Consider the following 26,754-nt stretch of genomic DNA (forward strand, 5'->3'; position numbering starts at 1 on the left):
GCCATCCTCGGCGCGGCGACATTCCATGGCCCCAGACCATCCATGGTCAGGGGGAGAGGGTGGGGGTGAGGGTTTTCAGCCAAGCACTTGGTCATGGTTTCCGTCTGCGCGCGAGGAGAACCGGTACGAGGATCAGCCAGGACCAATCGCCCGGGCCGCCGGAACCCGGCATTGTCGAGCAGCCGTTGTCGCCGGGGAAAATATCTTTGGGCCCGATGGCGGGCACGGGAATTCCAATTCCTGGCGCGGGCCCGCCTTCATTATTGGCGCGATCCACCGCGTACAGTTTCAAGAAATAGACGGTATCCTCTCTCAATTCTTCGCCTTTGAACTTGGTCAGGACGGCTGTCGTTTCGGCGGCGTCCACCTCCACGGAGTCCTGGGAATCCTCCGTGGTGGGGTCGTTGCATTTCGTCTCGAGATTCTGCCTGAGCTTCTGCTGCCGTTCTCCCGTGTAGTTGGCTTGGATGGCGGTGACGAGTGCATCCTTTTGTTTGTCGTGGATATCTTTCTGGCACCTGTCGTCTACGAAGATGCGGTACTTGGCGACGTCGCCGGACTCGCTGGCCTGCCAATTGATCCGGATGGCCTTGTTCAGCCCGCTGACGTCCAACGCCTCGGTTTGCAGTTTGGGAGGGTTTTCGTCGTATGCCACCGTGATGGGGATTTCATGATTCGCGTCCGTCGCAGAAGTCGTCCCGCCTGTCTGGTTGGAAGCCCCCGTCACTTGCGAGTCATTGGTATGCTCGCCCGCTTCAAAGCAGAGTTTGAAGCTGATGGGGGGCCGCTCGGTCGCGGCGGCCGGTTTACCCGACAGCAGGTTGGCCACGGATTCCCGCTTCAGCTGGAATGTCAGTTCGGCATCCTTGGTGGGGTAGTTTGACTTGGCCACATCCTGATACCTTTTGGCCTCATTGTCGTCGCAGGTACCGTCGGTGACCTCCACATAGTACCGAGCTTTGTCCGAGCCGTGATTGGACTTCCACGTGATCGTGATGTGCTCACTGTTGGGTCCCAGGTAGACCTTGCAATCTTTCCCTTTTTGGGCCGAGCAGGCTTCGCTCTGTGCTGCGGGCGAGGCCCCAACGAGTGTAATCTCGGGCTTGTCGGCAAGTGCGGGAGATGCGGTGAGAATGGATAGGAGGGCCGCGAGCGAGAAGCGGACTCTCACGGCAAAGGGGTCAGGTCTTGCATTCGTTCACCTGCTCGCTTCATCGGATCAACAACCTCTCCGCGATCTGGACGGCGTTGAGCGCGGCGCCTTTTCGGAGCTGGTCGCCCACCGCCCAAATGTTGATCCCGTTCTCCACGCTGTGGTCCTCCCGGATCCGGCCGACGAACACGGGGTCGGTGCCCGCGAGATCCTTCGGACGCGGAAACTGGGCCGTCGCCGGATCGTCCAACACCTTCACGCCTTCCGCCTGTTCCAATTCCTTCCGCACATCCTTCGCGGTCGCCTTCTTCCTCGTCTGAATGTTCACGCTCTCCGAGTGGCACCGGAAAACGGGTACGCGCACGGTGGTCACGCTCATCCGGAGATCCGGCAGACCGAGGATCTTGCGGGTTTCCTGCATGACTTTGGTTTCCTCTTCCGTATAGCCGTCCTCGCCGACTTTCCAGTCGAGCGTAATCACATTGAACGCCATGTCAAACGGCCACACCTTGTGCGGCAACGGTTCGCCCCTTGCCCAGGCGCGGGTCTGCTGATCGAGTTCATCCACGGCGCGGGCGCCCTTGCCGCTTACGGCTTGGTACGTGGAGACGACCACGCGTTCGAGGCCGAAGGCCACGTCGATTGGTTTCAGCGGCACGCAGAGAATCGCCGCCGTGCAGTTCGGATTGGCGATGATGCCCTTGTGCTTTTTGATGTCGCCGGGATTGACTTCGGGGACGACGAGGGGGACCTGCGGGTCCATCCGCCAGGCGGACGAATTGTCGATGACGACCGTACCCGCCTTCACCGCCCTTGGAGCGTACTCGCGGCTGATCTTCGCGCCGGCGGACATCAGGGCGATGTCGCACCGATTCCTTTCGAAGGACTCCGGAGTGAGTTCGATAATGGTCTCCTCTCCGCCGTTGAATTTCACTTTCTTCCCCGCGGAGCGTGCCGAGGCGAAAACTTTGAGGGAGCTTACGGGAAACTTTCGCTGATGGAGAACGTGGACCATTTCCTGTCCGACCGCTCCGGTAACCCCCACAATGGCTACGCTGTGCCCGTCCACTAAAGCCTTGCTCCTTTGGCCACGTAGTCTGCGATCCGGTCGCCAACCTGTTCGGTGGTCATGCCCATCTTTCCTGCGGACAGGTTCTTGATGTCGTCGCGCAATGCCTTGATCACGGCCACTTCCACGTTCTGTGCCGCTTTCGATTCGCCGAGAAAATCGAGGAGCATCTGGCCGGCGCAGATACACGCCAGCGGGTTGATCACGTTCTTACCCGTGTATTTCGGCGCGGATCCGCCGATCGGTTCGAACATGGAGGCGCCGCCCGGATGGATGTTCCCGCCCGCGGCGATGCCCATGCCGCCCTGAATCATCGCGCCGAGGTCGGTGATGATGTCGCCGAACATGTTGTCCGTCACGATCACGTCGAACCACTCGGGATTCTTCACCATCCACATGCACGTGGCATCCACATGCGCGTAATCCGGCTTGATGTCCGGAAACTCTTTCGCCACGTCGTAGAACGCGCGTTCCCAGAGGTCGAACGCGTAGGTCAATACGTTGGTCTTCCCGCAGAGCGTCAACTTATGGTCCTTTTTTCGCTTCCGGGCGACCTCGAAGGCGTAGCGGATGCAGCGTTCGGCCCCCTTGCGCGTGTTGATCGATTCCTGGACCGCGACTTCGTCCGGCGTTCCCTTCTTGTGGAAGCCGCCCGCGCCGCAATAGAGCCCTTCGGTATTTTCGCGCACGACGACGAAATCGATTTCCTTCGGCCCTTTGTCGGCGAGCGGCGTCTTCACGCCGGGATAGAGTTTCACGGGCCGCAGGTTGATGTAGAGGTCGAGCTCGAACCGCATTCGGAGAAGAATGCCTTTCTCAAGAATGCCGGGCTTCACATCCGGATGCCCGATGGCCCCGAGAAAGATCGCATCGAACGTCTTGAGTTCGGCCACGGCGGAATCGGGGAGCGTCTCGCCGGTCTTGAGATACCGCGCGCCGCCGAAGTCGAATTCGTGGAAATTGAGACGGAACCCGTTATCTGAGGAAGCGGCCTTAATAACCTTAACTCCCTCGCGCATGACTTCGGGGCCGGTCCCGTCGCCGGCCACTACGGCAATGTTGTATGTCTTCATGGTGGACCTTCCAGGGGTGAGATCAGGCCGCTTTCCTTGCCGCCAGCTTTCTCTTGACCCACGGCATCAACCCGCCCAGTTCCACGAGCTGCTGCATGAAGGGAGGTAGGGGCTGGGCGCGGAAGACCCGCCCGTCGAGCTTGATGATACCTTCCTCGGGCACGACCGTGATGGTTTGGCCGGCCTGCACGGCCTCCACCAATTCGGGGCACTCGACGGCGCACATCCCGATGTTGAAAGAGTTGCGGTAGAAGATCCGCGCGAACGACTTGGCCACGATGCAGCGGATCCCCAGGCCCTTGATGGAGATCGGGGCGTGCTCGCGGGAGGATCCGCAGCCGAAGTTCTTTCCGCCGACGAGGATGTCGCCCCCCCGGGCCTTCTTGGAAAAATCCGGATCGGGGATTTCCATGCAGTGACGGGCCAGTTCTTTTTCATCGGTAGTGACGAGGTACCGGGCCGGGATGATCTGGTCCGTATCCACATCGTCTCCGAATTTCCAAACGCGTCCGGTGTAGATCATGGGATCAGGCGGCTTTCTCGCCCGCGGCATCTTCCCACGGGGCGAAATCCGCGGGATGGCTGATGGACCCCGCGATGGCCGTGGCCGCCACCACGGCCGGATTGGCGAGATAGACTTTCGCGTCCTTGTGCCCCATCCGGCCCGGGAAGTTTCGATTGGAGGAGGAGATGCACACATCGTCCGGTCCGAGGACGCCCATGTGCCCGCCGAGGCACGGGCCGCAAGTGGCCGTGGACACGCTGGCGCCGGCATCCGCGAAGATTTCGATGAGTCCCTCCCGAAGGGCCTGCTTGTAGATGTTCACCGTGGCCGGGATGACCATCATTCGCACCCCACGGGCGATCTTTTTCCCTTTCATGATCCGTCCGGCCAGCCGGAGATCTTCGATGCGCGCGTTGGTGCAGGATCCGAGAAAAACGTACGTGACGGCGGTCCCTTTCAGCTCTCCCACAAAGCGAGTGTTGGAGGGGAGAGAGGGGCAGGCCACCACAGGATCGAGCCCTGAGATATCCCACTCCAGAGTGTCGGAATAGCGCGCGTCCGAGTCGCTGGGAAAAATCTTAAATGCTCGCTTGGAGCGGCGTTGAACGTAATCGGCGGTCGTTTCGTCCGCCGCGACGATGCCCGATTTTCCACCGGCCTCAATGGCCATGTTGCACATGGTGAGGCGCCCTTCCACGGAGAGTTGTCGGACGCCGGGTCCGGTGAATTCCATCGCTTTGTACCGGGCGCCGTCGTCCCCCACTTTCCCGATCGTGTAGAGGATGAGGTCTTTTCCCATGACCCAGGCGGGCATCGCGCCCTTGTAGATGAATTTCATGTTCTCGGGAACTTTCATCCAGAATTCTCCCGTGGCGAGGACGGCCGCCAAATCGGTGCTGCCGACCCCCGAGGAAAAAATGCCGAGTCCGCCGTAGGTGCAGGAATGCGAATCGGCGCCGATGACGATGTCGCCCGGCACCACGAGCCCGAGTTCGGGGAGGAGCGAGTGCTCGATGCCTCCCTGGCCTTCGTCGAAAAACAGCGGCAGGTCATGCTTGCGCGCGAACTGGCGCGTGATACTCCCTTGCTCTGCGCTGGCGATGTCCTTGGCGGGGATGAAGTGCGACATGACGAGGGCGACTTTGCCGCGGTCCCACACGCCGTCGAGGCCTTCCTTCTGGAGGGTGCGGATGGCAATCGGCGCGGTGACGTCGTTTCCCATCGCGAGATCGACCTTCACTTCGATGAAATCGCCGGGCTTCACACTCTCGCGCCCGCAGTGCGCCGCGAGAATCTTCTCTGTAATCGTCATGCCCATAAGCTTTGTATCTTAGCGGAGCCAACGCACTTTGAGAAGCGGGTAGAGCCAGTAGCGTCGAACGACCCGTCGACGGGCTATCCCAGCACTTCCAAGACGGATCGATCAACCGATCGTGCCAGTTTTCGGATTTCGGAGGGCGTGATGCTCAGGGGCGGCATCAGGACGATGACGTCGCCGAGGGGGCGGAGGATCACGCCGAAGTCGCGGGCCTTCATGCAGACGCGGTAGCCGACGCGGTCTTTGACGTCGAAGAGATCCCGCGTGGCCTTGTCCTTCACGAGTTCGATCCCCACCATGAGGCCGCGTTGGCGGATTTCGCCGACAAACCGTGAAGAGTGAAGTGTGATGAGTGAAGTGTGAAGAGCGCGGATCTTGTTGGGAAGCGATTGCAGGACCTGCTTCTTTCGGAACACATGGAGACTCGCCAGCGCGGCGGCGCAGCCGAGAGGATTCCCCGTGTAGGTGTGTCCATGATAGAAGGTTTTTTGTTCCTCGTATGCGCCGATAAAGGCTACATAGACCGCATCCGTGGTGAGCGTGGCCGCGAGAGGGAGCACCCCTCCCGTGATGCCTTTGGCTATACACATAATATCGGGTGAAACGCCTTCATGCTCGGCGGCGAACATTTTTCCGGTTCGACCGAACCCCGTGGCTACTTCATCAAGGATCAGCAGGAGACCATGGTCGTCGCAAAGTTTTCGGATCCGCTTGAGGTAGCCGGGAGGGTGAACCACGATTCCCGCGGCGCCCTGGACGAGTGGCTCCATGAAAACCGCGGCGAGTTCAGTGTGATGTTCGCGGAGCGTTTTCTCCAGGACTTTGTAGCATTCAAAACGACAGGGGAGATCGCGTTCGGCGTTGAATGACTTGCTGCTCCTGTGAAGGGCGTTGGCGAACTTGTCGAAGCCCATTCCCTTGTACCCCACCGGACACCGGTGGCAATAGGGCGAGGGGGCTTTGATGGTGTCGAACAGGAGCGGTTTGTAGGTTGCGTGAAAAAGGTCGATGCCGCCAAGGCTGACGGAGCCGATGGTATCGCCGTGATACGCCTCCGTGAGCGTAAGGAATCTTGTCTTTCTTTTCGGTTCGGGGACCTTCCTGGTGGGTCCCATTTGCTGCCAGTACTGATACGCCATCTTGAGCGCGATCTCGGCCGCCGTCGCGCCGCTATCCGAGTAGAACACCTTGGAGAGTCCGGGGGGAGCGAGTTGGACGAGTTCTTTGGCGAGTTGAATCCCCGGCTTGTGGGTGAGTCCGAGGAAAGTGGAGTGATCGAGTTGGCCGAGCTGATCCTTAATGGCTCGATTGATCTCGGAGACGTTGTGTCCATGCACGTTGCACCAGAGGGATGACACGGCGTCCAGATATTTGTTTCCGTCTTCGTCATATAGATAGTTTCCCTTCGCTCGCTCGATGATGAGGGGATCGGCGGCGTTCCACTCGGCATGCTGGGTGAAGGGATGCCAGACGAATTGCTTGTCCATCTCCTTCCAGTTCGATTGGCACTTGCCGTTCTTGCGCCGCCCATCCTTGGGACGGCGCCGATGCGGCAAGTACCGCACCATCCGTGGCTGGCTTCTCTTTTTCATCCGCGGCCCTTTCCGCTATGCTACAAGGACCGCGAAAGGAAACGTCATGCCAATCATGCGCGGCATTGTACCAGACACACAAGTTGAAGGAGGCAAGACTCATGGGAGCGAAAAAGATCCACTACGAACTTCGAGATTCGGTCGCCGTGCTGCGGTTGGACGACGGGAAGGCCAATACGATCGAGTCCACTTTCCTTGCGGAACTCAACGCGTGCTTGGATCTGGCTTTGAAGGATGCCAAGGCCGTCCTCCTTGCCGGCCGTGAGGGGATTTTCAGCGCCGGGCTGGATCTAAAAATCCTGCCGACGCTCCCCATGGATCAACTCAAGCCGTTTCTGCGGATGTTTGGGGAGACGATGCTCCGTGTCTGGCAGCATCCGAAGCCGGTTGTCGCCGCCATAACGGGCCATGCCATCGCGGGGGGCGCCGTGCTCGCCCTCGGATGTGATCGGAGGATCGGGGCACAGGGGCCGTTCAAGGTGGGCCTGAACGAAGTGGCTATCGGGATCGTACTTCCCCCGTATGTCGTGGCCATGGCGAAATCAGTTCTGCCCGAACCGGCATGGTCGGGCGCCATGCTGTTTGGCGATCTGTACGATCCGCTCACCGCGGTGGGGAAAGGCTACCTCGACCGGGCTCTGCCGGCGAGCCAGGTGTTCGATCAGGCCTTCGAAGATGCGAGGAGACTGGCAGGGTTACCCGAGCTTGCCTTCGCGATGACGAAAAAAGCGATGCGTGGGCCGGCCGCCGAGACAGCGTGGGCCTTGGAGGAGTCCCACATCGACGCCTTCCTCCGCACCGGCCCCTTCGCGGGGAGACAGTGACGAAGCGTCAGGTCTTTGCCGGTCGGTCCTGAAGTCAGTTCTTCGGAAAGAAGGTACAGTCGCCCGTTGCGAGGCAGGGGTCGTCGGAGATTGATTTCCCGTCCGCCAGGAAAAATGCGGCGGCCTGCTGGAGGATGAAGTTGTCCACGTTGAACTCTTTGCTCGGATTCGACGGACCGAAGCAATGCTGGCCGGTGGACCGCATGTAGGGAATCCGCATTCCGGAGACGCCGTTACGCGTCGATTTCGTCGCCCGCAACGGAGACTGACCCTTCGCCCTCAAATCAGGGGCCTTGTACTTGTCCGTCCCGTTGTCGAGGTCGTCCAGATCGAATAGGATTTCTCTGTCATCATTCCAAGGCGGACCTGCGAACAGTTTGAGTCGTTCGGCTCCCTGGGCGACGCCATTCCTCAGAATCACTTCGTTCTCGGTGAGTCCGCCGTACTCCGCCTTGGGCGAGAGCACGTCGATAATCCCCGCTGCGCGCGCGATGTTGACGCCCGTGCCGATCGGGACGTTCATGTCTCCCACGGTGTTCACGACGAGGACGGGAACCGCCCAATCGTCCCTGGGAATGTCCTTTTCGTAACTGAAGTCGAGAGGTGACTGGAAGTAATGGGGGGCGTAAGCGACGGGATCGCCGGGGTCGATGGCGGTCTGGGCGATGGAAACGAAACGGCGGAAATCGGGGCGGTTCCGTTTGAATCCGTATCCGGAGTGGAGCGCCACGAGCCGGCTCCCGGCTTCGTATCGGGCTCCCTGAAATACGAAGGGGCTTTCCACGCGCCGGAAGGTGGCTTTCCGATCGGAACAGGGCGCGGTTCGAAAGTCTGGGCCGGGACACACGCGAACTTCCCACGCATCACCGGCGAGGAGGGATTCATCCGTATCGAGAGAAGGCGTTTCCTCGGGAGGCTTGACCTTTCCCAAAGTTCCGAGCAGATGACGTTTTTCCGAACCGTTCAACGCATCGGAGGCTACGGCCAGCCGAAATCTCCGAGTGGACGGGACGATCTGCCAGTCCCATTCGCCGTTGGTGAGGTTGTGGAGCTCCACGCGGTCGCCGGGCTGAATCTGATCGGTGACGAGAAACGGGAGGTGAGCCTGTAGATATATGTTGAGAGCAAGGTGCTTGATTTCGATCCGTCCATCCGACGTGGGGTTTCCGGAAATCATCGGTCCGAAGAGCGGCATATAGATGGCTTCGATTGCGCGGGGCTGCACGGTGCGGATGGCAACGTCGGCCAGACCGGCGGCGCCGGACATCGGGGCGGAGGCCACGAGCGCGGGTTCGATGCCGCTCATGAGGCCGGAGGTGATTCCGCCCAATGAACAACCGGTCATGTAGTATTTTCGCCCCATTCCGACCGGACCGCCGAAATCCACCCTCCCGTCGCCGTTGAAATCGCCCGCGATCTCCGGTAAGCCGTCGCCGTCGAGGTCCTGCTTTGATCGGGCCGCTCCGTCCCACGATCGCATGATCCGCACGAGCTGGAGGTAGTCCACCATGGTTTGCCGAAGGGCGTCTCGCGTGTGGAACAGGTCCGGCGTGAAAAGGTCGCCGGCCGATTCGGCGAAGCCATCGTTGTTCAGGTCGCGTGCGCGGCCTTTGAGAATCACGTTGTCGAAGAAGGGTTCCATCGCCAGGCCTTTGAGCAGAGCTCGAATGGTTTCGAGGTTGATCGGGAGATTGGCGCTTTCGCCGAGAATGACGGCCATCCCGCTGCTGAACGCATCCACGCCACAGGTTGCGAATCCATGTTCGGCCATCGGTCCCATCTGGAGAATCGCGGCGATTCTCGAACCCCCGTAGCCATGAGGAAGGAATACGAGGGGAAAGGGCTGCGAGCGTCCCTCCTTTTCCTTCGGAACGGCGCAGAAGAACATGCCACGCCCTCGCCCCACCGTGGCTCGTCCCGCCGGCGCGTCAATATCGAACACCTCATCCTCGTCCGCGGGGTAGTCTTTTTCGGCGATGCCGTCTTTGTCCACCATGAAATCGGGACTGAGATGCGTTCCCGCGATGAAATAGTCGATGGAGTCCCATGGGCGGAAAAACTCCTCGAGGAAACCTTCGGTGTCCGGCGTGTCGACGAAAAACTTCAAGATATCCGGATAGCCCTTCGCGATGCTGTCGAAGAGGCCGCGGAGCGTAGAGGCGGGCATCCGATGGACGTTGGTTACACCGAGTGAGGAGTTTGGACGGCTGAAGAGCGGATCGATTTCGTATTCGGCGGGAAATGCCGTACTGAGCCATGCCATTGGGCCGTGACCGTAGAGGCCGGCGCGGATGAGCTCCATCTCGCCGGTGGCATCCTGCGTGGTGAAGGGCCAGGCGAAAGCGACATCGGACAGGGAAATCCCGAGGTTGGCGCGGTCACCCGTTCCCGGCACGGTGGCGACGGAAAGGGCCTCCGGGAGGGCTGTGAGCGAGGGAGTCTGGTTGGCGTGATTGATGTAGCGGAAGGGGGAGCGGATTGGATTCCCATCGGCGCCCAGGAGACGCCGGGTGAGGACGACCGCGTAGGTCGTCCGCTGATCGAGCGGCAGGACAGGGCGGGCCACCAAAGTGTTGGTTTCCCGCTCGTAGAAGGCCAGCAGTTCATGATCCTGATCCACGGGGCGTTTTGAGGGATCCCAAACGTTCGGGTGATCGAGGACGCCGTCGAAATCCACATCCTCTCCTTCGTCGAGAATCCCATTGCCGTTGCGGTCCTCTTCCTGAGTATCGAACAGCAAGTTGCTGGCGAAGCGTTTGGGATCGTTTTCAAAGATGCCGAAGGGATCGTCGGCGTCTTTCTTCTTTTCGTCGATCAGGACCGGGAAATTCCCCTGCCCAAGTTCGAGCGGGATGAGGCGGCCGAAATTCGGCGAGCGCTTTTCGATGTTGATGAGATAGATCAGATCGTCGGTGAAATCGTTGTCGGCGATGTGGTGTTGGGCGAAAAGAGTGAGGTCGAGCGGCGCGGAGAAGCGCACGCTGATCGGGCCGAAAGTGCTGAACCCGGAAAGCCTGTTCGCTTCGAGGCGGACGCCGCGCTCGAGGTCGGTGGGAGCGTCGAGAGAGAGGGATACTCGTCGTCCGGTAGGACTTGAAGGGTCGATGCGCGTGGCGATGTCGTTCGGAAACGGGATTTCAGGGAGCGGCTCGTTGAAGAGGTCGAAAATGACGCGCGGACCCGGGCCCTCCTCCGCATCGAGCAAGCCATTCGGCTGGCCGGCACAGCGGAACAAAGCCAGGAACAGGGTGCTGAGGAAGAGAGCTGACCGGTGAGTGCTGATGGCTGTTCGCTATCTTAACTTTGCCCCGAGACCCCAGACGTGCACGCAGAACTTCTGGTAGACGAGGTAATTGTGAAACTCCACTTCCGTTCGAGGCTCAAGAATGAAATCAGCGCTCTTCGATTCGAGGGCGTTCTTGTACGCTTCCATCGCGCTGGCAGGGTCAATGTGGAGAATGTAGAGAATCGACTTGCCGCACTCGCTTCCGTAAACGGGGCCGACGATGGAGTATGTTTCAGGAGTGAGTTGGTGCTGCTGAAGTCCGACGACGATGTTGGGCGCCGCCGCCCGGAACGTTCCGCAGCCGGCCAGGAAGATCGTGGCGAAGAGAATCGCTTTGCGCATGGGATTCAGGCTACACGCTCGCCCTCTCCAAATCAACGCCATGGCGTTAGAATACCGGCGATGAAACTGAATCGCTGGGAATTCCTGATGATGAACAATCCGCTGCGGGAAGCCTCACAGCGGCTCGAGTGGCGTTTCATCAAGGGCAAGGCGGAGATCGGCCCGGTGGAGCGGGTCTTGGAGGTTGGATGCGGGCGTGGCGTGGGCGCGCAGATTGCGCTGCGCGATTTCGATCCGAGGGAATACGCGGGAATCGATCTGGACGAGAGAATGGTTTCGTTGGCGCGGCAACGCGTGAAGGATTCGAGAGCTCGATTCGAAGTGGCCTCGGCGACGGCCCTCCCGTTTGCTTCAAAGCAATTCGATGTAGCCCTCGATTTCGGGATCATCCATCACATCCCCGACTATCCGAAAGCTCTGGCGGAAATCTACCGTGTACTGAAACCAGGCGGGCGATTCCTCCTGGAGGACTTGACCATCGATTTCTTCAATTTCGCTCCCACGAAAATTCTGAAATACGTCCTCGATCATCCGTACGACGAAATGTTCACAGCGGAACAATTCCGTGGGGCCTGCCGGAAGGCCGGCTTTCGAGAAGAGCGATGGCGCAGTCCCCGCGGGCTTTTCATTCTTGCCCACCTGGCCAAACCCTCCAACAAGTAACAGGAAACCTCGCTCGCGAATCCGCCGGATTGCGATTTGACTTGAATGAGCACGGGCCTAGAATGTGGACCTCACAGCTCCACATCACGCGGCATAGCCGACGCTGATCGGGGGAGGTTATTCGGCGAAGGGAGAGGAAAACATGGGACGAGGAATGGGCAAGGTAGTCACGCTCGGGTTCGGAGTATTGGCGTGGGCGGGCCTGTCCGCTTGCGGCGAGGATGACGGCTGCACGCCGGCCGCGGCCGGTGGGAACTGCATCCAGGTCGGGACGGGCGCAGACGTTCAACGCGACCTCCAATCGGCGTTTATCAAGGCGAAGCGCGGGGACACCGTTGAACTCGGCGAGGGAACATTCAATCTGACCCTGGGGCTGACTCTGGATGCGAGCGACGTTACGGTTCGCGGGAAGGGGATGGATAAGACGATCCTTTCCTTCAAGAGTCAGGAGGCCGGCGCGGAGGGCATTCACGCGACGGGCGACAGCCTGGTCTTCGAGGATTTCTCGATCCAGGACACGAAGGGCGATGCGTTGAAGGTGGAGGGGGCCAATGGAGTGACGTTCCGTCGGATGAAGGTGGAATGGACGGGCGGTCCACTGGCTTCGAATGGGGCCTACGGACTCTATCCCGTGCAATGCACCCATGTGCTGGTCGAGGATTCCGTGGCCATCGGAGCGTCCGATGCCGGCATTTACGTGGGGCAGTCGAACAACATCATCGTTCGCCGGAGTCGGGCCGAGTACAACGTGGCGGGTATCGAAATCGAGAATTCGCGAAACGCCGACGTGTACGACAACGAAGCTCGGAACAACGCCGGGGGCATTCTGGTATTCGATCTTCCGGGACTCCAAGTGAAAGACGGCGGGAACGTCCGGGTCTACAACAACAGGTCCATCCAGAACAATACGAAAAACTTTGCGCCCGCGGGGAACATTGTGGCGATGGTTCCCAAAGGCACCGGCATGCTGGTGATGGCGAACGACAACGTGGAGATTTTCGGGAACACGATCCAGGACAACGACACGGCGCAACTGGCTGTGATCAGCTATTGGGTCACTCAGCTCGCGTTCAAGGACATGGATGCCGTCTACGATCCGTATCCGGTGAAGACCTTCATCCACGACAACACCTTCATCGGAGGCGGGGGGAACCCGGACATCACGAAGGAAATCGGCATTGGCATGAAGGTCCTCTTCGGGAGCGAGGCGGTGCCGGACATCCTTTACGATGGCATCAAAGATCCCGCCCGATCGTCCATGGAGATCTGCCTCCAAAATAATACGGATGGGGGCTTTGCGGACTTGCAACTTAATCCCAACGATATCCTCGACCTGTCCGCCGACCGTGTAATCCGCGACGTGGCGGCGTTCACGTGCAGTCGATCGGCGCTTCCGGCCGTATCGATCCCCGGCGTACAGTAGGCGGAGCGGGAATTGGGAAATCGTTGGCGGCTGGGCACGGTGCTCGTCATTCCAGCTGCGGTGTGTGTCGCGGCTCTCCAAGGCTGCTCAACGGAGAGCAGCGAGTCGACCGTTCAGGTCCATTTGAACCGCGAGACGCCGGTAAGACTTTCGTCCTACCGTTTCTTCGTGGGCCGCATGGCTGATTTCCAGCCGAACGAAGGCGTGGTCCCATACGATCTCAACACGCCGCTCTTCTCGGACTACACGCACAAGAGACGATTCGTGTGGATACCTCCTGGCTCGAGCGCCGCGTACGCCGAGAACGGGCCCTTGGAACTCCCCATCGGCACCGTTGTCGTCAAAACATTTTCCTACCTGAACGACATGGGCGACCCATCCGCCGGAGAGCGAATCATCGAGACGCGGTTGTTGGTGCGGACGGCTTCGGGTTGGGAACCGCGAGTTTATGTTTGGAACGAAGCGCAAACGGAAGCGGAGTTGGATCAAGCGGGAAGCATCTTCGAAGCGAATTGGGTCCACTCCGATGGGGAGTCGAAGACCAATCGCTACATCATTCCCGATGCGAACAAATGCAAGTCGTGCCACGTGACCGGGAAGACCGTGACGCTCATCGGCCTGAAGGCAGCCAATCTCAATCGCGACTACGACTACGCGGAAGGTCGGGAAAATCAGCTCGATTATTGGGCGCGGGTGGGGGCCTTGAGCGGCCTGCCATCCGTCAGTCAGGTTCAGAAACTTCCAGTGTGGGATGATTCCAAGTCATACTCGCCCGCCGATCGGGCGCGTGCGTGGCTCGATGTCCAATGCGCGCACTGCCACAATCCGGAAGGCCCGGCCCGTACGTCGGCCCTGGATCTCCGATACCTCCAAGTCGATCCGATTCAGTTTGGCGTGTGCAAGCCGCCGGTTGCGGCTGGACGCGGCGCGGGAGACAAACTCTTCGACATCGTTCCCGGCCGTCCGGACGATTCCATCCTTGTTTTTCGCATCGAATCGACCGAGCCGGGAATCCAGATGCCGGAACTCCCTATCAAGCTGGTTCATCAAGAGGGCGCCGCCCTCGTCCGCGAGTGGATTACCGGCCTCTCCGGCTCGTGCAAGTGAGGGCCTCAAACCGAAGGGGAACCCGCTGCTGGATCTCCGCAGGCATGAAGCCTGCGCCTACCACGGATCCGAAATGCTGGTAGCCGCGGGCTTTAGCCCGCGTCCCACGGTCAAGCAAGCTCTATCTCCTCGAACGAATCGACGATCTGATCTGCTCCTCCCAGCAGGTCGCGCCGGTAGGTGGTGGTGAGCGCAATGCACCCCATTCCTGCCCGCCGTGCCGCTTCGATTCCGTTGGGGGAGTCCTCGATCACGATGCATTCTTTGGGGGCAGTTGCGAGTTTTGCCGCAGCGTGAAGGAAGAGATCGGGGGCCGGCTTCCCCACGTTGCCCACATCCGCCACGGAGTAAACGTGACCGCTGAAACGGCGCCGCAAACCCAGCTTGGCATCTACCATACCCAGGAGCGAAATCTCCATGGCCGTCGCCACGCAGGTTTTGAAGCCATTCCGCACTTCCGCGAAGAAGGCCTCGAAACCTTGAACGTAGGAAATCTCGTTTTGGAAGAGGGTGCGGATGATTTTCACGCGCTCTTGTGCAATCTCCTCGGGTGTTTCGGGCAGGGCGTAAGCCTCTTTCATGACCACCGCGCCCGCGAGGATGGACTGCCCGGACATCCGATGCTTCAGCCGCTCCCTCTCGTATGGGAGCCCGCGCCCCGCAAAGAAGATCTCTTGTCCCCGGTCCCAGAGTTTCTCGCTGTCGATGATCACTCCGTCCAGATCAAAAAGGATCGCTCGAAGGCTTTTCACGGATTGACGTTGCGTTTCAGAGGGCGTCATTCCCCGCGGGCTGGCGGGGAATCCAGGAGGATTGAGACTCCTATCTCTTCTTTCCCTTTTTCTTCAAGAACTCTTCAATTTCACTCTGGAGCTTGGCCGACGCGGGATGGCACTGGCACTTCCTGTTATGTGCAACATGCCACCGCATCCTCTCCTCGTGGGTGGGGTTCTTCGGCATCTTGTTCGCCAGATGCCAGACTTTGTTGATCTTCATGGGCGCTCCGCGAGGCTGAGGAGATGGTTTGACTGCTCGCGCCGCTTGGCCAAGGCGACGCCTACTCCACTGGGGGCAGCACATCCAGAGTGCCCATGATCGTGGCGGACTCGGCCATTCGGCGGTCAAACGTGATCAGCGTATGTGCGCCTGAACCGGTCGCCAACGCGATGTGGAGGGCATCGGCCGCTCGCAGAGACTGGCTCGTGCCCAGGGTCATCAAGAACTGTTCGGCGCGACGATGGGTGTCCGGAGTCAGATCCAGGTGTTGGTACTGTCCATCACGCAGGTCGCGAATGAGGCGCTGGTAGACTCGTCCCGCGTCCCGCGCGGACAGGTGAGACTGGCGAACTCTTCGCCATATCGCGGACGTCGCCTCCGTGATGCTGAGGTCGGAGACGAGGAGGTCGGTCCGGCCTTCGAGGGCGTCCTCCAGTTCGTCGCTGCCGGATTCCGACACGTAGATTTTGATGAGGGCGCTTGTGTCGAGGTAGACGGGACTAGAGACGATCTTCACGTTCCTTGGCCACGGTTGCCGAAAGCGGGGGGCCCTTCAGCGGAACGGTTTTGCGGAACTGGCGATGGCTGCGGAAGGGACGGCGTGAGCCGTCCGTCGGACGGACGAGTCGGGCGACCGGCCTTCCCCGATCCGTGAGCAGCACCTCCCGTCCTTTCGCCACCTCTCGGATCAGCGTGGTGATGTTCTGCCGCGCTTCCCGGATGCCCGCAACCTTCATGAGACCAATGTGCTACAAGTAGAACATTTTGTCAAACGCCGTTCGGCCCCGCCGCCGGCCCTCACGGCCACGGGAACATCAATGAAAGTTCCGCCCCCGAGCCCCACAAATAAATCGAGATGTGATAACGAAAGACCCGGCCCCATGACTTGAATAAGAGCCTCCAACAGAATGCCGATTCGTAGGGGAGCATCTTCAGATGCTCCCTCTTGTCCTTGCCTCCTCGTAGGGGAGCACCTTCAGGTGCTCCCTCTTGGTTGCTCCCTCTTGTCGGGAGGGTCTGAAGACCCTCCCCTACGCATTCCATACGTGTTGACATCTTGGACCTCAACGGGGGTGGGTGCTCACCAAGCGGCGGACGGTGTGGATGTAGTCTCCGACGGCGCGGAGGTCGCGTTCGATCAGCTTGGCCGAAATATAGTCCATGTACCCGGCCTGGACGTGGAGCCTCGAATGAAATCGGGCGAATTTCTCCAAAATGTCGGCTTTCTTGATCTCAGGATACTTCTTCTCCAATCCGGCGAGCTCCTCCTCCTTCCGGCGAGTACCTGAAGTGATCTTTTTCCCGCGATGCGCCAGTAGGGCGTTCGTCGCCCGGTGAGCTGCCAGCCATCCTTTTTCAGCCGCCTGGATCAAATCGGCCTCTTCCATGCCGTTCCGTCGGGCGGCATTGAATTCCTCCGAAGCTTTCTTCTGGAGCCGTTCAGCGAGAAGCAGAAGTTTGTTCATGTCTCATTCCTATTCTACGCCGATAGCCGGATCGCTCAACGCGCGGCCCGGAAGTGTCGGTATGATTTCCCGGTTCGGCAGAGTGCTCATATCCTCTGGAAAGATTGTAGGAGAAGGTGGGGGGAAGTCAATGTGGGGAAGCGGCTGTTCTGTCCCCAGGAATCCGACGCGGGCTGAAGCCCGCGGCTACCAAGGATTCCTTTCCGAGGTAGGCGCAGGCTTCAGCCTGCGGTGGCTGGGCTGAGGAGGACTCAGAACGAGCGGGATTCGCCGTGGTAGGGGAGCCAGAAAAGATTGTCGGGGAGCCCCTTCTCAGCCAACGCGGCCTTGGCCTTGATGGGCGGCTCGTCTTGAGGTTCGTCCGTCAGCCGAAATGTGTTGAAGTGCATGCCCATGCAATGGGCCGCGCCGAGATCGACGCAGGCTTGAACGGCCTCCGCCGGATCGATGTGGACGGGACTCATGAACCACCGCGGTTCATAGGCCCCAATGGGGAGCGCAGCGAGGCGAACCGGCGTGAACCGGCGTCCGATTTCCGAGAAGAACTTTGTGTAGCCCGTATCGCCCGCAACAAAGACGCTGCCGTCCGGGCCTTTCAGAATCCAGCCGGACCAGAGCGTCCGGTCAAGATCCGTGGGTGATCGCCCGGAGAAGTGTTTCACCGGCACGCTGAAGATGGACAACGGACCCAGCGAACGCGATTGCCACCAATCGAGTTCGGTCACCGGCGCGATGTGCTTCTTTTGGAACCAAGCGCCCACCCGGAGCGGAACGAAGAACTGCGGATGATGCTCGATGGAGAGCCGTTTGATCGTCGCTGCGTCCATGTGGTCGTAGTGGTTGTGGCTGATGACGACGGCGTGAATCCGCGGCAGATCCTCGAACCGGATGCCCGGCTCGGCGTGTCGCTTCGGCCCCGTCCACTTGACCGGACTCGCCCGCTCGGACCAGATCGGGTCGGTCAGGATGTTGATCCCCTGCCACTGGATCAGGAATGTCGAGTGACCCACCCACGTGGCGCGGATCTCATTTCCATCGACTGCCTTCGGGGGGACGGTGCGGGTGACGGGAACGTCGACCCATTTCGGCGGTTTTCGGGTGAATCCCCATCGCAGGACCGCGAGTGTGCGGCTCTTGCCCCGGCCGCCTTCGGGATTGAAAAAACGTTTGCCGTTGAAATGATCGGTGAGGGCGGGAGACTTTCCCCATGATACGGAGGCACCGGCGAGAATCGAGGCCAGGACCACCCCCCCCACCCACGCCCTCTTGCCGAGGACGGCTTGGGGCCATGCGATGTCGCCGCGCCAAGGAAGGCGCGGCATGTACCATGGCCTCCCCCGCCAGGGGGGAGGGGAATTATTCGATTCCCTCTTTGCCGATTCGCTCATGGGTACTGCTGGTCCACGCTTTGGAGGAGACCTCGGAGGAGGGCGACGTTGGGTTCGGATTTGGGTTGGCCGGCTGCGGCGAGGTTCCAGTTGAACCAGTTGCCGCGATCGGGTTTTCCCAAAACGCCTTCGAGAGAGAAAAAGTGGAGGCGATCTACGGGGATTCCCGCGGCAAAAGCGGCCAGAACGTCCGCCTCCATCTCAGCGGGCGATTCGAAACCTGCGGCACCGCTGAACACGTCCGGGCTTGCGAGGAAAAGCCCGAGGTCCAGCGCGGCTTTGTCCCCGAACTGGGTCCGAGCCGTCCGGGCGTAACTGTAGACCAGCGCGGGGCCGAGCTTGAGTCCGTACAAGTTCGAGAACATCGTCGTGTAGACTTGGAAGGAGTACTCGTCCCAATCGATCCCTTCGACCGGTGATTCCAGGGCGCGTTGGATGGACGGGTCACCGTCCCCAAAATCATCGAGGATGAAGGGGATGGTGGTCATGAACACCTTGAAGCCCCGCGCGTGGGCGTTGTCGACCATGTTCTTGAAATCGGTCTTGCCCGGCTCGAAATCGGGATCGAGGACTTTGGCCTCATAGAACTTGAGGAGTCCGTCCAGGACGTTCGATCCCGGTTGGGAGAGTGCCGCGAGAAGCTCCCGACCACGTGCAAGCGAGGGTTCGAGATCGACATAGAGCGTATCGACGGGGAGCTTCCTGGATTCGACGAAATCCATCAGTTCATAGAAGAAAGGGATGAAGAGGCCGCGCGTTCCGACGCTGGGCCATCGACCGTCTTCTTCCTTCAGCTCCGGCCAGAGTCGGACAACCACGTCTTGGCGATGCGCGGATTTCACGAGCGATTCCAGCCGCCTGAAATCGGTTGCCCCCAGCGTTACGCTTCGATTCAACGCCAGCCCATGTTCGGCCATGAACGGGAGAACCGACTCGACCTCTTCCTCGGTCTCAAACTCGCTCCAGACGGCGGCGCCGGAGGAGACCGCGGGGATCCGGCCCGAGTTTCCACCGCACGAGAAAAGAAGAATGGCGGTCATCAGCGCGCATTGAAGGGGGGTCATGCTACGGATCAATTCGGGTGCTGAGATAACGCAGGAGAGCTTGGGATGCAATTTCATGGGCGAGACCATTCGGGTGGTGATCGGTCTCGTGGACCCAGAGATCACGGTCCCTGTGCCGAGCGAGATCAGGAAGGAGATTTATGGCGGGGATTTTCTCGGCAGCCAGGAAAGTGTTGAGTCGTCCGACAAGATTGGCGTAGGGATAATCTTCCAGACGAACCAATTCGGGGAAGACGAGGACGGCAAACTCCTGTTGTCGGGACCGGACGAGGTTGCTCAGGAGCAGGACCTTCGTGAAATTGGTGCCTCCCCGGGCCAATTCGTCTTCCGTCAAGCTCACGACATTCGATGACACGGATCGCAGCCGGACTTGGCGCCAAGCGAAGGAGGCCGCCATGCTCCAGGCCAGAATCGCCGGCGGCCTGAAGCTGTCGCGGTACTGGATGCCGATGAGGCGCTGATGATCTTGGGCGAGCTTGGAGGAAGGGAAATCGTTCGTGTTCCATTGAAGGACGACGAGATCCGGATCGAGTCGGGATGCGGCCCGGTGGTAGAGCGCGATCATGCCGTCCGTATCTTCGCCGGAAACGGCCATGTTCAGCACCTGGATGTTCTTACCCCGAATGGCCTTGCCTTCCAGTGCCGAGGCGAGTCTCCTCGCGAAAATGCGCTCGAAGGGCACGCCTTCTCCGACGGTGAACGAATCGCCGAGGAGAACGATCCTGAAAACATCCAGCGGCTTGTTGGCGTCGTATTCCACGTCCCGGTAACCGGCGGAATTGATCCGGTAGGGCACGCAGTTCTCAGCGTCGAATTCGCCATTAGGGTTGCTGTCGTAGCAGTGTTTGAAACTTGTACGTGGAGGGAACTTGTACAGCCCATCCTCGATGGTCAATTCCCCCACGCAGCACCAGTCAGCGGTCTTGCCGTCCTGTCCGACAACGATCCGCGGCCGGTGGGAAACCGCGCTTCCAAGAATCCGGAACGCGATTTCCACGATCCCGAGGGTGACGAGCAGGGAGCCTCCTGCGAGTGCGGGAAGCTTTGCGCGGAAAGCCAATTCAGCGGTGGGAGAAGGCTATTTCTTGACGCTCAGCACCGAGTGGTCGACCATGTCGTCGTACCCCCAGATGCCCATCTCGGCGCCGATGCCGCTTTCCTTGATTCCGCCGTAAAGCACGTCCGGCTCGAGCCAGAGGTGATTGTTCACCCAAACCGTGCCCGCTTGGAGACGCGAGGCCACTTCCTCCGCCCGCTCTCGGTTGGCCGACCAGACCGATCCGCCCAATCCGAAATGGCTTGAGTTGGCGCGCTCGACGGCCTCCTCGACGTCGCGATATCTTAGAATAGGAAGCGCCGGTCCGAATTGTTCTTCGGCAACGAGCGGCGCGGAGTCGTCCAGGCCCGTGACAATCGTGGGGAGAAAGAAATAACCTTTGTCCGCACCACGCTCCCCACCGGCCTCGATTTTCCCGCCCCGCTTTCGGGAGTCCGCGACAAGTTCCGACACGCGTTGCAACTGGGGCTCGTTGTTCACCGGGCCCATCTGGTTGTCCGGATTCAGCCCGTCGCCGACCTTGGCGGCCTTCGCCATTTCGGTGAGTTTGACCACCAGCCGTTCGTAGATGCTCTCATGCGCGTACACGCGCTTAATCGCAATGCAGATCTGGCCTGCGTTCATGAAGGCATTCCGGTAGATGTATTTCGCGGCCTTCTCTACATTGAAATCGTCCAGCAGAATGGCCGCGTCGTTCCCGCCGAGCTCGAGCGTGTAACGCTTGAGCGTATCGGCGCCGTCTTTCACGACGGTTTTCCCGACCTCCGTGCTCCCCGTGAATGAAACTTTCCGGATGTCCGGATGCTTCACGATGGCCGATCCAATGGAGCCAGGGCCGCTGATGCCGTTCACCACGCCGGGAGGGAGCGCTTGCGAGAGGATCTGAATCAATCGGAGCGTGGAAAGCGGTGTGTAGGAGGCGGGCTTGGAAACGACGGTGTTCCCCGCGAGAAGGGCGGGCGCGAGTTTCCAGCAGAGAATGGCGAACGGGAAGTTCCACGGCGTGATCGTGGCGACGACGCCCATCGGCTTCCGCTGTAGGACGACTTTTTCCGAACCGTCGTCTTTCAGCACGGTATTCTCGACCGCAAGGTTCGCGTAATAGCTGAAGAACATCGAGCCGAAGAAGACTTCTCCGCTCGCTTCGAGGAGGGGCTTGCCCTGTTCTTTGGTCAGGAGCTGGGCGAGATCCTGCATGTTCTCCTGAATGAGTTCGGAACACCGTTGAAGGGCTTTCCGACGGGCCGCTTGGTCCTTGCTCCAGTTTTTGAACGCCTTTTTCGCGGCCTCCACGGCCTGATTCACCTGGTCGGGTGTGGCCTTGGGCACTGAATCCACCACCTCAAGCGTCGCCGGATTGCGCACCGGGAATGTTTCCCGCGCGCCGGTACTCTTTCCATCGATCATCATTTCCATGCAATGCCTCCAATCATGGGTTGGACAGGCGCTGAAGCTACCACGCCCACCCGGAGGTCTCAATCCATCCGCCCGGTGGCGGGTTGCACGGCTCTTGGCGCTGTTTGCCGGAGGGTGTAGTGTTGGAGCTGATGAAGGAGGCCACATGTTGACGCAAGCGGAAGTGAAGACCTTTTCGGACAAATTTCTGGGGGCGTGGAACGAGCAAGACGTGGCAAAGGTCGTCGATTGTTACACCCCGGACACGGTTTACCGGGATCCGAATACGCGAGGCGAAGTGAAGGGGAGCGATGGAATGCGGCGGTATCTGACGAAGCTTTTCGCAAGCTGGCAGATGCATTGGTCGCTTCGCGAGGCTTTTCCGCTCGACAAGCTGAACGGCGTGGCGGTGTTGTGGCATGCAAAGATCGGCAAGCCGAACGGCGGACCCTCCGTGGAGGTGGACGGGATGGATCTCGTCGTCATCGAGAACGACAAGATCAAGCGAAACGAAGTCTACTTCGACCGGGCCGTGCTCGCGCCGTTGCTCGGTATGTAGCGGGTTTTGTCCCGGCCGGCGATCGCTCAGTCAGGTGGTCTGCGGCCGTTCTTCTGTCCCCGGATCAAGCCGTGGGACTGAAAGAACTTCTCGACGCGCAGGTTGATCCAGTCGGGGAATTCGATGGGAACGTAGTGCGTTCCATTCGGAATGACCATCAGCTCGGAGCCGGAGATCGCCTTGTGCATCTTGATCGCTCGACTCGCGGGCGTCATGTTGTCGTGGTCGCCGAAAGCGATGAGCACCGGGACTTTCACGTCCGGGAGCACGTCGCCGGCGTCATGTTCCCCGAGAAGATTCAGCGTTCGGTAGTAGACTTCAAAATCCATGTTGATGAATTCTGCGGCCACGGAACGGAAGATTTCTTCGGCACAGGTCTTGCCGACAATGCCGAGGAGTTTCATCCCGTCGAAGGCCCAATCCTGCTTCAGGAGCCAGTCCATCGCCTTCTTCTGCGGGCCGCCCATCCGTTCGAGAAGGGTGATGAATCGGGGGAGCGTGGCGCGAAGGCGGACGTTCTGGACGAAAGAGTCGAAAGGCTTTCCGTCCACCCCGGAGAAGGCCACGATGGCATTGAACCGATCCGCGTGCTCACGGTAGTACTCGAAGCAGACTTGGACGCCCATGCTCCACCCGGCGAAGATGGCGCGAGGGATGTTCTCCTTTTCCATGAGGATCTCCAGGTCGCGGCACTGATTGGGCACGGAGAGGGTGGACAAATCCTTCGGGCGCTGGGAGGTGTACAGCCCCCGGTAGTCCCAAATGTAAATGCGGAAGCGGTCGCCGAAGTAATCGATGAAGAATTTCCATGGGACCCAATTGCCGCCGAGGCCGTTGGCCACAACCAGGGGGATTTTCCCCCGGCCCGTGACGTGGTACCCGATGCGGGTGCCGTCGTAGCTGCTGAAGGATCGGGACTCGATCGGGTATTTCACCTCGATCGGGGCGACGATGGGCGGCTCGCTATGGGTTTTCATCATGGAACGCGCAAGTGTTGCTCTCCAGACACGAATCGTCAAGCAGTTCCCGGCCGTCCGTGCTGACGAAGCGGGCCATCTGTTGGACGATGTAGTTGTCGAGGTTGAAATCTTTATTCGGGTCGGACGGCAGAAAGCAGTGCTGGCCGTGATCGCTGAGGTAGGGGAGGCGGAACCCGGAGACGCCGGAGGCTCCCGGCTGAACGTCGCCTACATTTACTTTGACGCGAAGGGGCGCGAGTCCCTCCGTGCGGAGGTCGGGGGCGTCGAGGTCCGCGTCCTTCCGGCCCGTTTCCTGAGCATCCCATCGGTCGGCTCCTTCATCGAGGTCGTCCAGGTCGAATAGAATCTTTCGCGCATCATTCCAGGGCGGGCCGGCGAAGCGCCGGAGCCGCTCAACTCCCTCCGCGGCGAAATGCTCGACGATGAGGTCGTTTTCGACGCGGTCGGCCTTTCCGCTATAGGCGAACGTGCGGCGGGGAGTGGGGTAACCGATGTCGATGATGCCTGCCGAGCGGGCGATATGGATGCCGGTGTTGACGGGGACGGCGGTGTCGCCATCGGTGGCGACAACGAGAATGCGCTGAATCGGGTCCGTGACCTCGCGGTCATACGAGAAATCCAGCGGGTCCTTGAAGTAATGGGGCGCGGAGCCGCCCGGGTCGCCCGAGTCGAGGATGACTTGTGAGATGGCGGAGAAGCGCCGGATGCGGGGCGAGTTGCGCTTCATGCCCAATCCCTCCGTGATCGCGGCGATCCGGCTGCGGGCCATGTACCGCGCGCCTTGGAAGAGAAACGTGTTCGTTGTCATGTTGATCGGTTCGAAGTCCGCGCAGGGTTCCGAATCGTTCCAAGTCTCGTCTGCATCCGAGGTGCGGCAGAGCCGGATTTCGAGGGGGTCACCGAACAGGAGCGGTTCGTCGTCATTCAGATCCGGCACCGTGTCGGGCGGCTTGCCTTTTCCGAGATCGCCGAGGAGGTGGCGTTTTTCCGTGGCGTCGAGCGCGTCCGCGGCCGCGGCCAGCCTGAACCGTCCGCCCCCGCTCACGACGGCGCGATCCCACTCGCCGTTCCTGAGATTGTGGAGTTCGATGCGTTGGCCCGCCTTGATCTTGTCAGTTCTCAGAAAGACCGGTTGTACGCGACGGTTCACATCCGTGAGAACAAACTTGACCTCGATCGTGGAAGGGTCCGCCGGGTCGGGTGTGCCCGAGATGATGGGACCGAATAGCGGCAGGTATACGGCTTCGACGACGCCGTCCTGCGTCGTTCGTGCTGCCACGTCCGTCAGGCCCGCCGCCCCCGAACTTGCAATCCCCGCGACGAACGCAGGTTCGAGGCCGAGCGTGTAGGCCGTCATGATCCCGCCGTTCGAGCAGCCGTCCATATAGTATTTCGCGCCGTCCGCCAGCGGTCCGCCGAAATCCACGACGCCGTCGCGGTTGAAATCGCCCGCGAGTGTTTCTTTCGTTCCATCGCCGTCCATGTCCATCATTGCCTTGCCGTCCCAGCTCCGGAACATTCGAATGAGTTGGAAGAAATCCACGCCCGTCTGCCTGACGGTGTCGCGTGTATGGAAAAGATCCACGCCCCAGAAATCGCCGCCCGAATCGGCGATGCCGTCGTTGTTGAGGTCCCGCGCGCGGCCCTTGAAGAACACGCCGTCCAGCAGGGGCAGCCAATCTTTGGGGATGACGTTTCGAACGAGGGCCTCCTCATCTTTGGACGGTTTGAAAAGGCCGTGAGCCACGGAATCGACGCCGCAGTACGCAATGCCAAAACGGTTCATCACGCCGGCGAAGCCGATGCCCTCTATTCGATGAAGCGTGTAACCGTGGGAATGCAGGCCGAGAGGGATCGGCCCCGTCTGACCCGGTCTGCGCTTGGGAACGGCGCACACGAAGGTAATGAGATTGTGCCCCACCGTGGCGCGGCCGGTCCGAAGATCGATGTCGAAGGATTCATCGTTGTCCGCCGGATAGAGGGGGTTGACGTTCGGATCCGGCGACGGCTCGCCGATGCCGTCTTTGTCCGTGAGAAAATAGGGCGTGTCCACGAAACCGGCGACGAGGTAGTCGGTGTACTTGAGACTTTTCCGGACTTCTTCCACGAACGGCGCTCCGGTGCCGATGAGCTGGCCGACGAGTTCCTTTCCGTAGTTTTCCACGAGGTTGTCCAGCTCCGCGGCCGGCAGGAGGTAGGGATTTTCGCGGCCGGCGCTGTCCGCGTAGATCCGTTCGACGTGGATGTCGGGCGGGTATTGGTCCTGGATCCAGGCGAAGGGCCCTTTGCCGTACATCCCCTTTCGGATCGCTTCCATCTCGCGGGTGACGGCTTGGGTGGTGAACGTCCAGGCGAAGGCGACGTCGCTCATCGCCATGCCGGGCAACTTTCCGTCCCTGATGAAGTCGGCGAGGGGTTGCAGGTCGTCCGTCTGCGTGGCGGCATTGACGAAGGGGAAGGGCGACTCGATGGGCTTGCTGTCTTCGCCCGTGATTCCGGTGGTCAGCACCACGGCGTAGGTCGTTTCCTGTTCCAGGGGAATGAGCGGTCGGACGATCAGTGTGTTCGTTTCGCGCTCATAGAACGTCATGAGGCATTCTTCCGGCCGGCACTTGGGGACGCAAGCGCCCGACTCGGACTCATAGGAGACGACGGTGCAGCCTTCCTTGAATATTTGGTCGACGGGAGCGGCAGGTCGCCCTGTGGGACTGCATTGGGGGATGACGGAATCGCGGATCATGTTGGGTTTGTCCAGCACTCCGTCGAAATCGGTGTCTTCGCCGGCATCCAGCGAGCCGTTGCAATTCACGTCCTCGTCCACGGTTTCAAAAAAAAGATTGTTCGATGTTCTGTGCGGATCGTTTTCGAAGAGACCGAACGGCGCCTCGCCGCCGCCGGCGCCGCGGTCGCTGTCGATCACGTTCGGGAAATTTCCTTGGCCGACATCCAGGGGGACCGGCTGGCCGAACGAACTTGATTTCGGATCCACGTTGACGAGGTAAACCAAATCATCCGAGAAATCGCGATTGGGCGGCCAGTGGGCGAGCACAAAAGGCGCGAGGTCGAGCGGCCGATCGAATTGTACGTAGATCGGGCCGAGGATGCTGAAGCCTGTAAGCTCGGCGGCCTGGCGGCGAACGCGACGCTCGATCTGAGTCGGGGCGAGGAGGGAGAGGGTGACGCGCCGGCCGGTGGGCGAACTTGGATCGATTCTTGTCGCGATGTTGTTGGGAACCGGGATTTCCGGGAGGGGTTTCTTGAACAGATCCCACACGACCTTCGGCCCGCCGGTATGCACGGTGGCCGTGATCCCTCTTGGACCGTCGCCCGCGCATTGAAACAGCATCAACGCGAGGGCCAATAGGATCGTTCCCCACGAGCCACGAGCGACGAGCCACGAGTCACGTCTTGTCAGCATGACCCGCCATTCTATACATCCGGAATCCTCCTGGCGAGGCGAATCGGGCGGGATGCGTGGGCGTCAGGCTCCGTTT

General features: G+C 60.3%; 24 protein-coding genes. 5 read left to right on the forward strand and 19 right to left on the reverse strand.

The window, feature by feature from the left end:
- Positions 1 to 91: 91 nt before the first annotated feature.
- The 6 genes from HYT87_15845 to bioA all read right to left on the reverse strand — a co-directional run bounded on the left by HYT87_15845 (position 92) and on the right by bioA (position 6,686).
- On the reverse strand, positions 92 to 1,171 hold the full coding sequence (locus HYT87_15845; GenBank protein MBI2061211.1) for a hypothetical protein: 1,080 nt from the start codon (positions 1,169 to 1,171) through the stop codon (positions 92 to 94).
- 40 nt (positions 1,172 to 1,211) lie between these two features.
- Positions 1,212 to 2,222, reverse strand: a complete 1,011-nt coding sequence (locus HYT87_15850) for an aspartate-semialdehyde dehydrogenase (GenBank protein MBI2061212.1) — start codon at positions 2,220 to 2,222, stop codon at positions 1,212 to 1,214.
- Positions 2,222 to 3,295, reverse strand: coding sequence for a 3-isopropylmalate dehydrogenase (locus HYT87_15855; protein MBI2061213.1), 1,074 nt, complete (start codon positions 3,293 to 3,295; stop codon positions 2,222 to 2,224). Before HYT87_15855 ends, HYT87_15850 begins: the two co-directional genes overlap by 1 nt.
- A 22-nt stretch (positions 3,296 to 3,317) precedes the next feature.
- Positions 3,318 to 3,818 (reverse strand): 3-isopropylmalate dehydratase small subunit, encoded by a 501-nt coding sequence (locus tag HYT87_15860; protein MBI2061214.1) that lies wholly within the window; start codon positions 3,816 to 3,818, stop codon positions 3,318 to 3,320.
- Between the two features lie 4 nt (positions 3,819 to 3,822).
- Entirely contained in the window at positions 3,823 to 5,118 is a 1,296-nt protein-coding gene (locus HYT87_15865; GenBank protein MBI2061215.1) for a 3-isopropylmalate dehydratase large subunit, read from the reverse strand.
- A gap of 77 nt (positions 5,119 to 5,195) precedes the next feature.
- Complete coding sequence (bioA, locus tag HYT87_15870; protein ID MBI2061216.1) at positions 5,196 to 6,686, reverse strand: adenosylmethionine--8-amino-7-oxononanoate transaminase; 1,491 nt, start codon at positions 6,684 to 6,686, stop codon at positions 5,196 to 5,198.
- 125 nt (positions 6,687 to 6,811) lie between these two features.
- Here bioA and HYT87_15875 point away from each other — a divergent pair, with 125 nt between their 5' ends.
- Positions 6,812 to 7,534, forward strand: a complete 723-nt coding sequence (locus tag HYT87_15875) for a crotonase/enoyl-CoA hydratase family protein (protein ID MBI2061217.1) — start codon at positions 6,812 to 6,814, stop codon at positions 7,532 to 7,534.
- Between the two features lie 34 nt (positions 7,535 to 7,568).
- On the opposite strand, the gene HYT87_15880 is transcribed toward HYT87_15875, so the two are convergent.
- Positions 7,569 to 10,739 carry a hypothetical protein gene (locus HYT87_15880; protein ID MBI2061218.1) on the reverse strand — a complete coding sequence of 1,057 codons (3,171 nt, stop codon included), beginning with the start codon at positions 10,737 to 10,739 and terminating at the stop codon, positions 7,569 to 7,571.
- A gap of 87 nt (positions 10,740 to 10,826) precedes the next feature.
- Positions 10,827 to 11,162 (reverse strand): hypothetical protein, encoded by a 336-nt coding sequence (locus HYT87_15885; GenBank protein MBI2061219.1) that lies wholly within the window; start codon positions 11,160 to 11,162, stop codon positions 10,827 to 10,829.
- Positions 11,163 to 11,222: 60 nt separating this feature from the next.
- Here HYT87_15885 and HYT87_15890 point away from each other — a divergent pair, with 60 nt between their 5' ends.
- From HYT87_15890 to HYT87_15900, 3 genes are all read left to right on the forward strand, one after another.
- Positions 11,223 to 11,825, forward strand: coding sequence for a class I SAM-dependent methyltransferase (locus tag HYT87_15890; protein ID MBI2061220.1), 603 nt, complete (start codon positions 11,223 to 11,225; stop codon positions 11,823 to 11,825).
- 154 nt (positions 11,826 to 11,979) lie between these two features.
- Complete coding sequence (locus HYT87_15895) at positions 11,980 to 13,248, forward strand: right-handed parallel beta-helix repeat-containing protein (protein ID MBI2061221.1); 1,269 nt, start codon at positions 11,980 to 11,982, stop codon at positions 13,246 to 13,248.
- 30 nt (positions 13,249 to 13,278) lie between these two features.
- On the forward strand, positions 13,279 to 14,355 hold the full coding sequence (locus HYT87_15900; GenBank protein ID MBI2061222.1) for a hypothetical protein: 1,077 nt from the start codon (positions 13,279 to 13,281) through the stop codon (positions 14,353 to 14,355).
- A gap of 110 nt (positions 14,356 to 14,465) precedes the next feature.
- On the opposite strand, the gene HYT87_15905 is transcribed toward HYT87_15900, so the two are convergent.
- The 9 genes from HYT87_15905 to HYT87_15945 all read right to left on the reverse strand — a co-directional run bounded on the left by HYT87_15905 (position 14,466) and on the right by HYT87_15945 (position 21,736).
- Entirely contained in the window at positions 14,466 to 15,107 is a 642-nt protein-coding gene (locus HYT87_15905) for an HAD family phosphatase (protein ID MBI2061223.1), read from the reverse strand.
- 70 nt (positions 15,108 to 15,177) lie between these two features.
- Positions 15,178 to 15,351 carry a hypothetical protein gene (locus HYT87_15910; GenBank protein MBI2061224.1) on the reverse strand — a complete coding sequence of 58 codons (174 nt, stop codon included), beginning with the start codon at positions 15,349 to 15,351 and terminating at the stop codon, positions 15,178 to 15,180.
- 61 nt (positions 15,352 to 15,412) lie between these two features.
- Complete coding sequence (locus tag HYT87_15915) at positions 15,413 to 15,868, reverse strand: type II toxin-antitoxin system VapC family toxin (GenBank protein MBI2061225.1); 456 nt, start codon at positions 15,866 to 15,868, stop codon at positions 15,413 to 15,415.
- Complete coding sequence (locus HYT87_15920; protein MBI2061226.1) at positions 15,852 to 16,088, reverse strand: type II toxin-antitoxin system Phd/YefM family antitoxin; 237 nt, start codon at positions 16,086 to 16,088, stop codon at positions 15,852 to 15,854. Before HYT87_15920 ends, HYT87_15915 begins: the two co-directional genes overlap by 17 nt.
- A 327-nt stretch (positions 16,089 to 16,415) precedes the next feature.
- On the reverse strand, positions 16,416 to 16,817 hold the full coding sequence (locus HYT87_15925; GenBank protein ID MBI2061227.1) for a hypothetical protein: 402 nt from the start codon (positions 16,815 to 16,817) through the stop codon (positions 16,416 to 16,418).
- Positions 16,818 to 17,068: 251 nt separating this feature from the next.
- Positions 17,069 to 18,139 (reverse strand): MBL fold metallo-hydrolase, encoded by a 1,071-nt coding sequence (locus HYT87_15930; GenBank protein MBI2061228.1) that lies wholly within the window; start codon positions 18,137 to 18,139, stop codon positions 17,069 to 17,071.
- Between the two features lie 62 nt (positions 18,140 to 18,201).
- A complete protein-coding gene (locus HYT87_15935) occupies positions 18,202 to 19,269 on the reverse strand; it encodes a hypothetical protein (protein MBI2061229.1) in 1,068 nt (355 codons plus the stop codon).
- A gap of 1 nt (position 19,270) precedes the next feature.
- The gene (locus HYT87_15940; protein ID MBI2061230.1) at positions 19,271 to 20,329 is read right to left on the reverse strand and encodes an SGNH/GDSL hydrolase family protein; all 1,059 of its coding nucleotides are present in this window, start codon (positions 20,327 to 20,329) and stop codon (positions 19,271 to 19,273) included.
- An 18-nt stretch (positions 20,330 to 20,347) separates the two neighbouring features.
- Positions 20,348 to 21,736, reverse strand: coding sequence for an aldehyde dehydrogenase family protein (locus HYT87_15945; GenBank protein MBI2061231.1), 1,389 nt, complete (start codon positions 21,734 to 21,736; stop codon positions 20,348 to 20,350).
- A 151-nt stretch (positions 21,737 to 21,887) separates the two neighbouring features.
- Here HYT87_15945 and HYT87_15950 point away from each other — a divergent pair, with 151 nt between their 5' ends.
- The gene (locus HYT87_15950; protein MBI2061232.1) at positions 21,888 to 22,280 is read left to right on the forward strand and encodes a nuclear transport factor 2 family protein; all 393 of its coding nucleotides are present in this window, start codon (positions 21,888 to 21,890) and stop codon (positions 22,278 to 22,280) included.
- 26 nt (positions 22,281 to 22,306) lie between these two features.
- Here HYT87_15950 and HYT87_15955 read toward each other — a convergent pair whose 3' ends face one another.
- Together HYT87_15955 and HYT87_15960 are read right to left on the reverse strand one after the other, a co-directional pair.
- Entirely contained in the window at positions 22,307 to 23,257 is a 951-nt protein-coding gene (locus HYT87_15955) for an alpha/beta hydrolase (protein ID MBI2061233.1), read from the reverse strand.
- Complete coding sequence (locus HYT87_15960; protein ID MBI2061234.1) at positions 23,244 to 26,678, reverse strand: hypothetical protein; 3,435 nt, start codon at positions 26,676 to 26,678, stop codon at positions 23,244 to 23,246. Before HYT87_15960 ends, HYT87_15955 begins: the two co-directional genes overlap by 14 nt.
- Between the last annotated feature and the right edge of the window lie 76 nt (positions 26,679 to 26,754).

The sequence above is a fragment of the Nitrospirota bacterium genome, from assembly GCA_016180645.1.
In the GTDB taxonomy this organism is placed as follows: domain Bacteria; phylum JACPQY01; class JACPQY01; order JACPQY01; family JACPQY01; genus JACPAV01.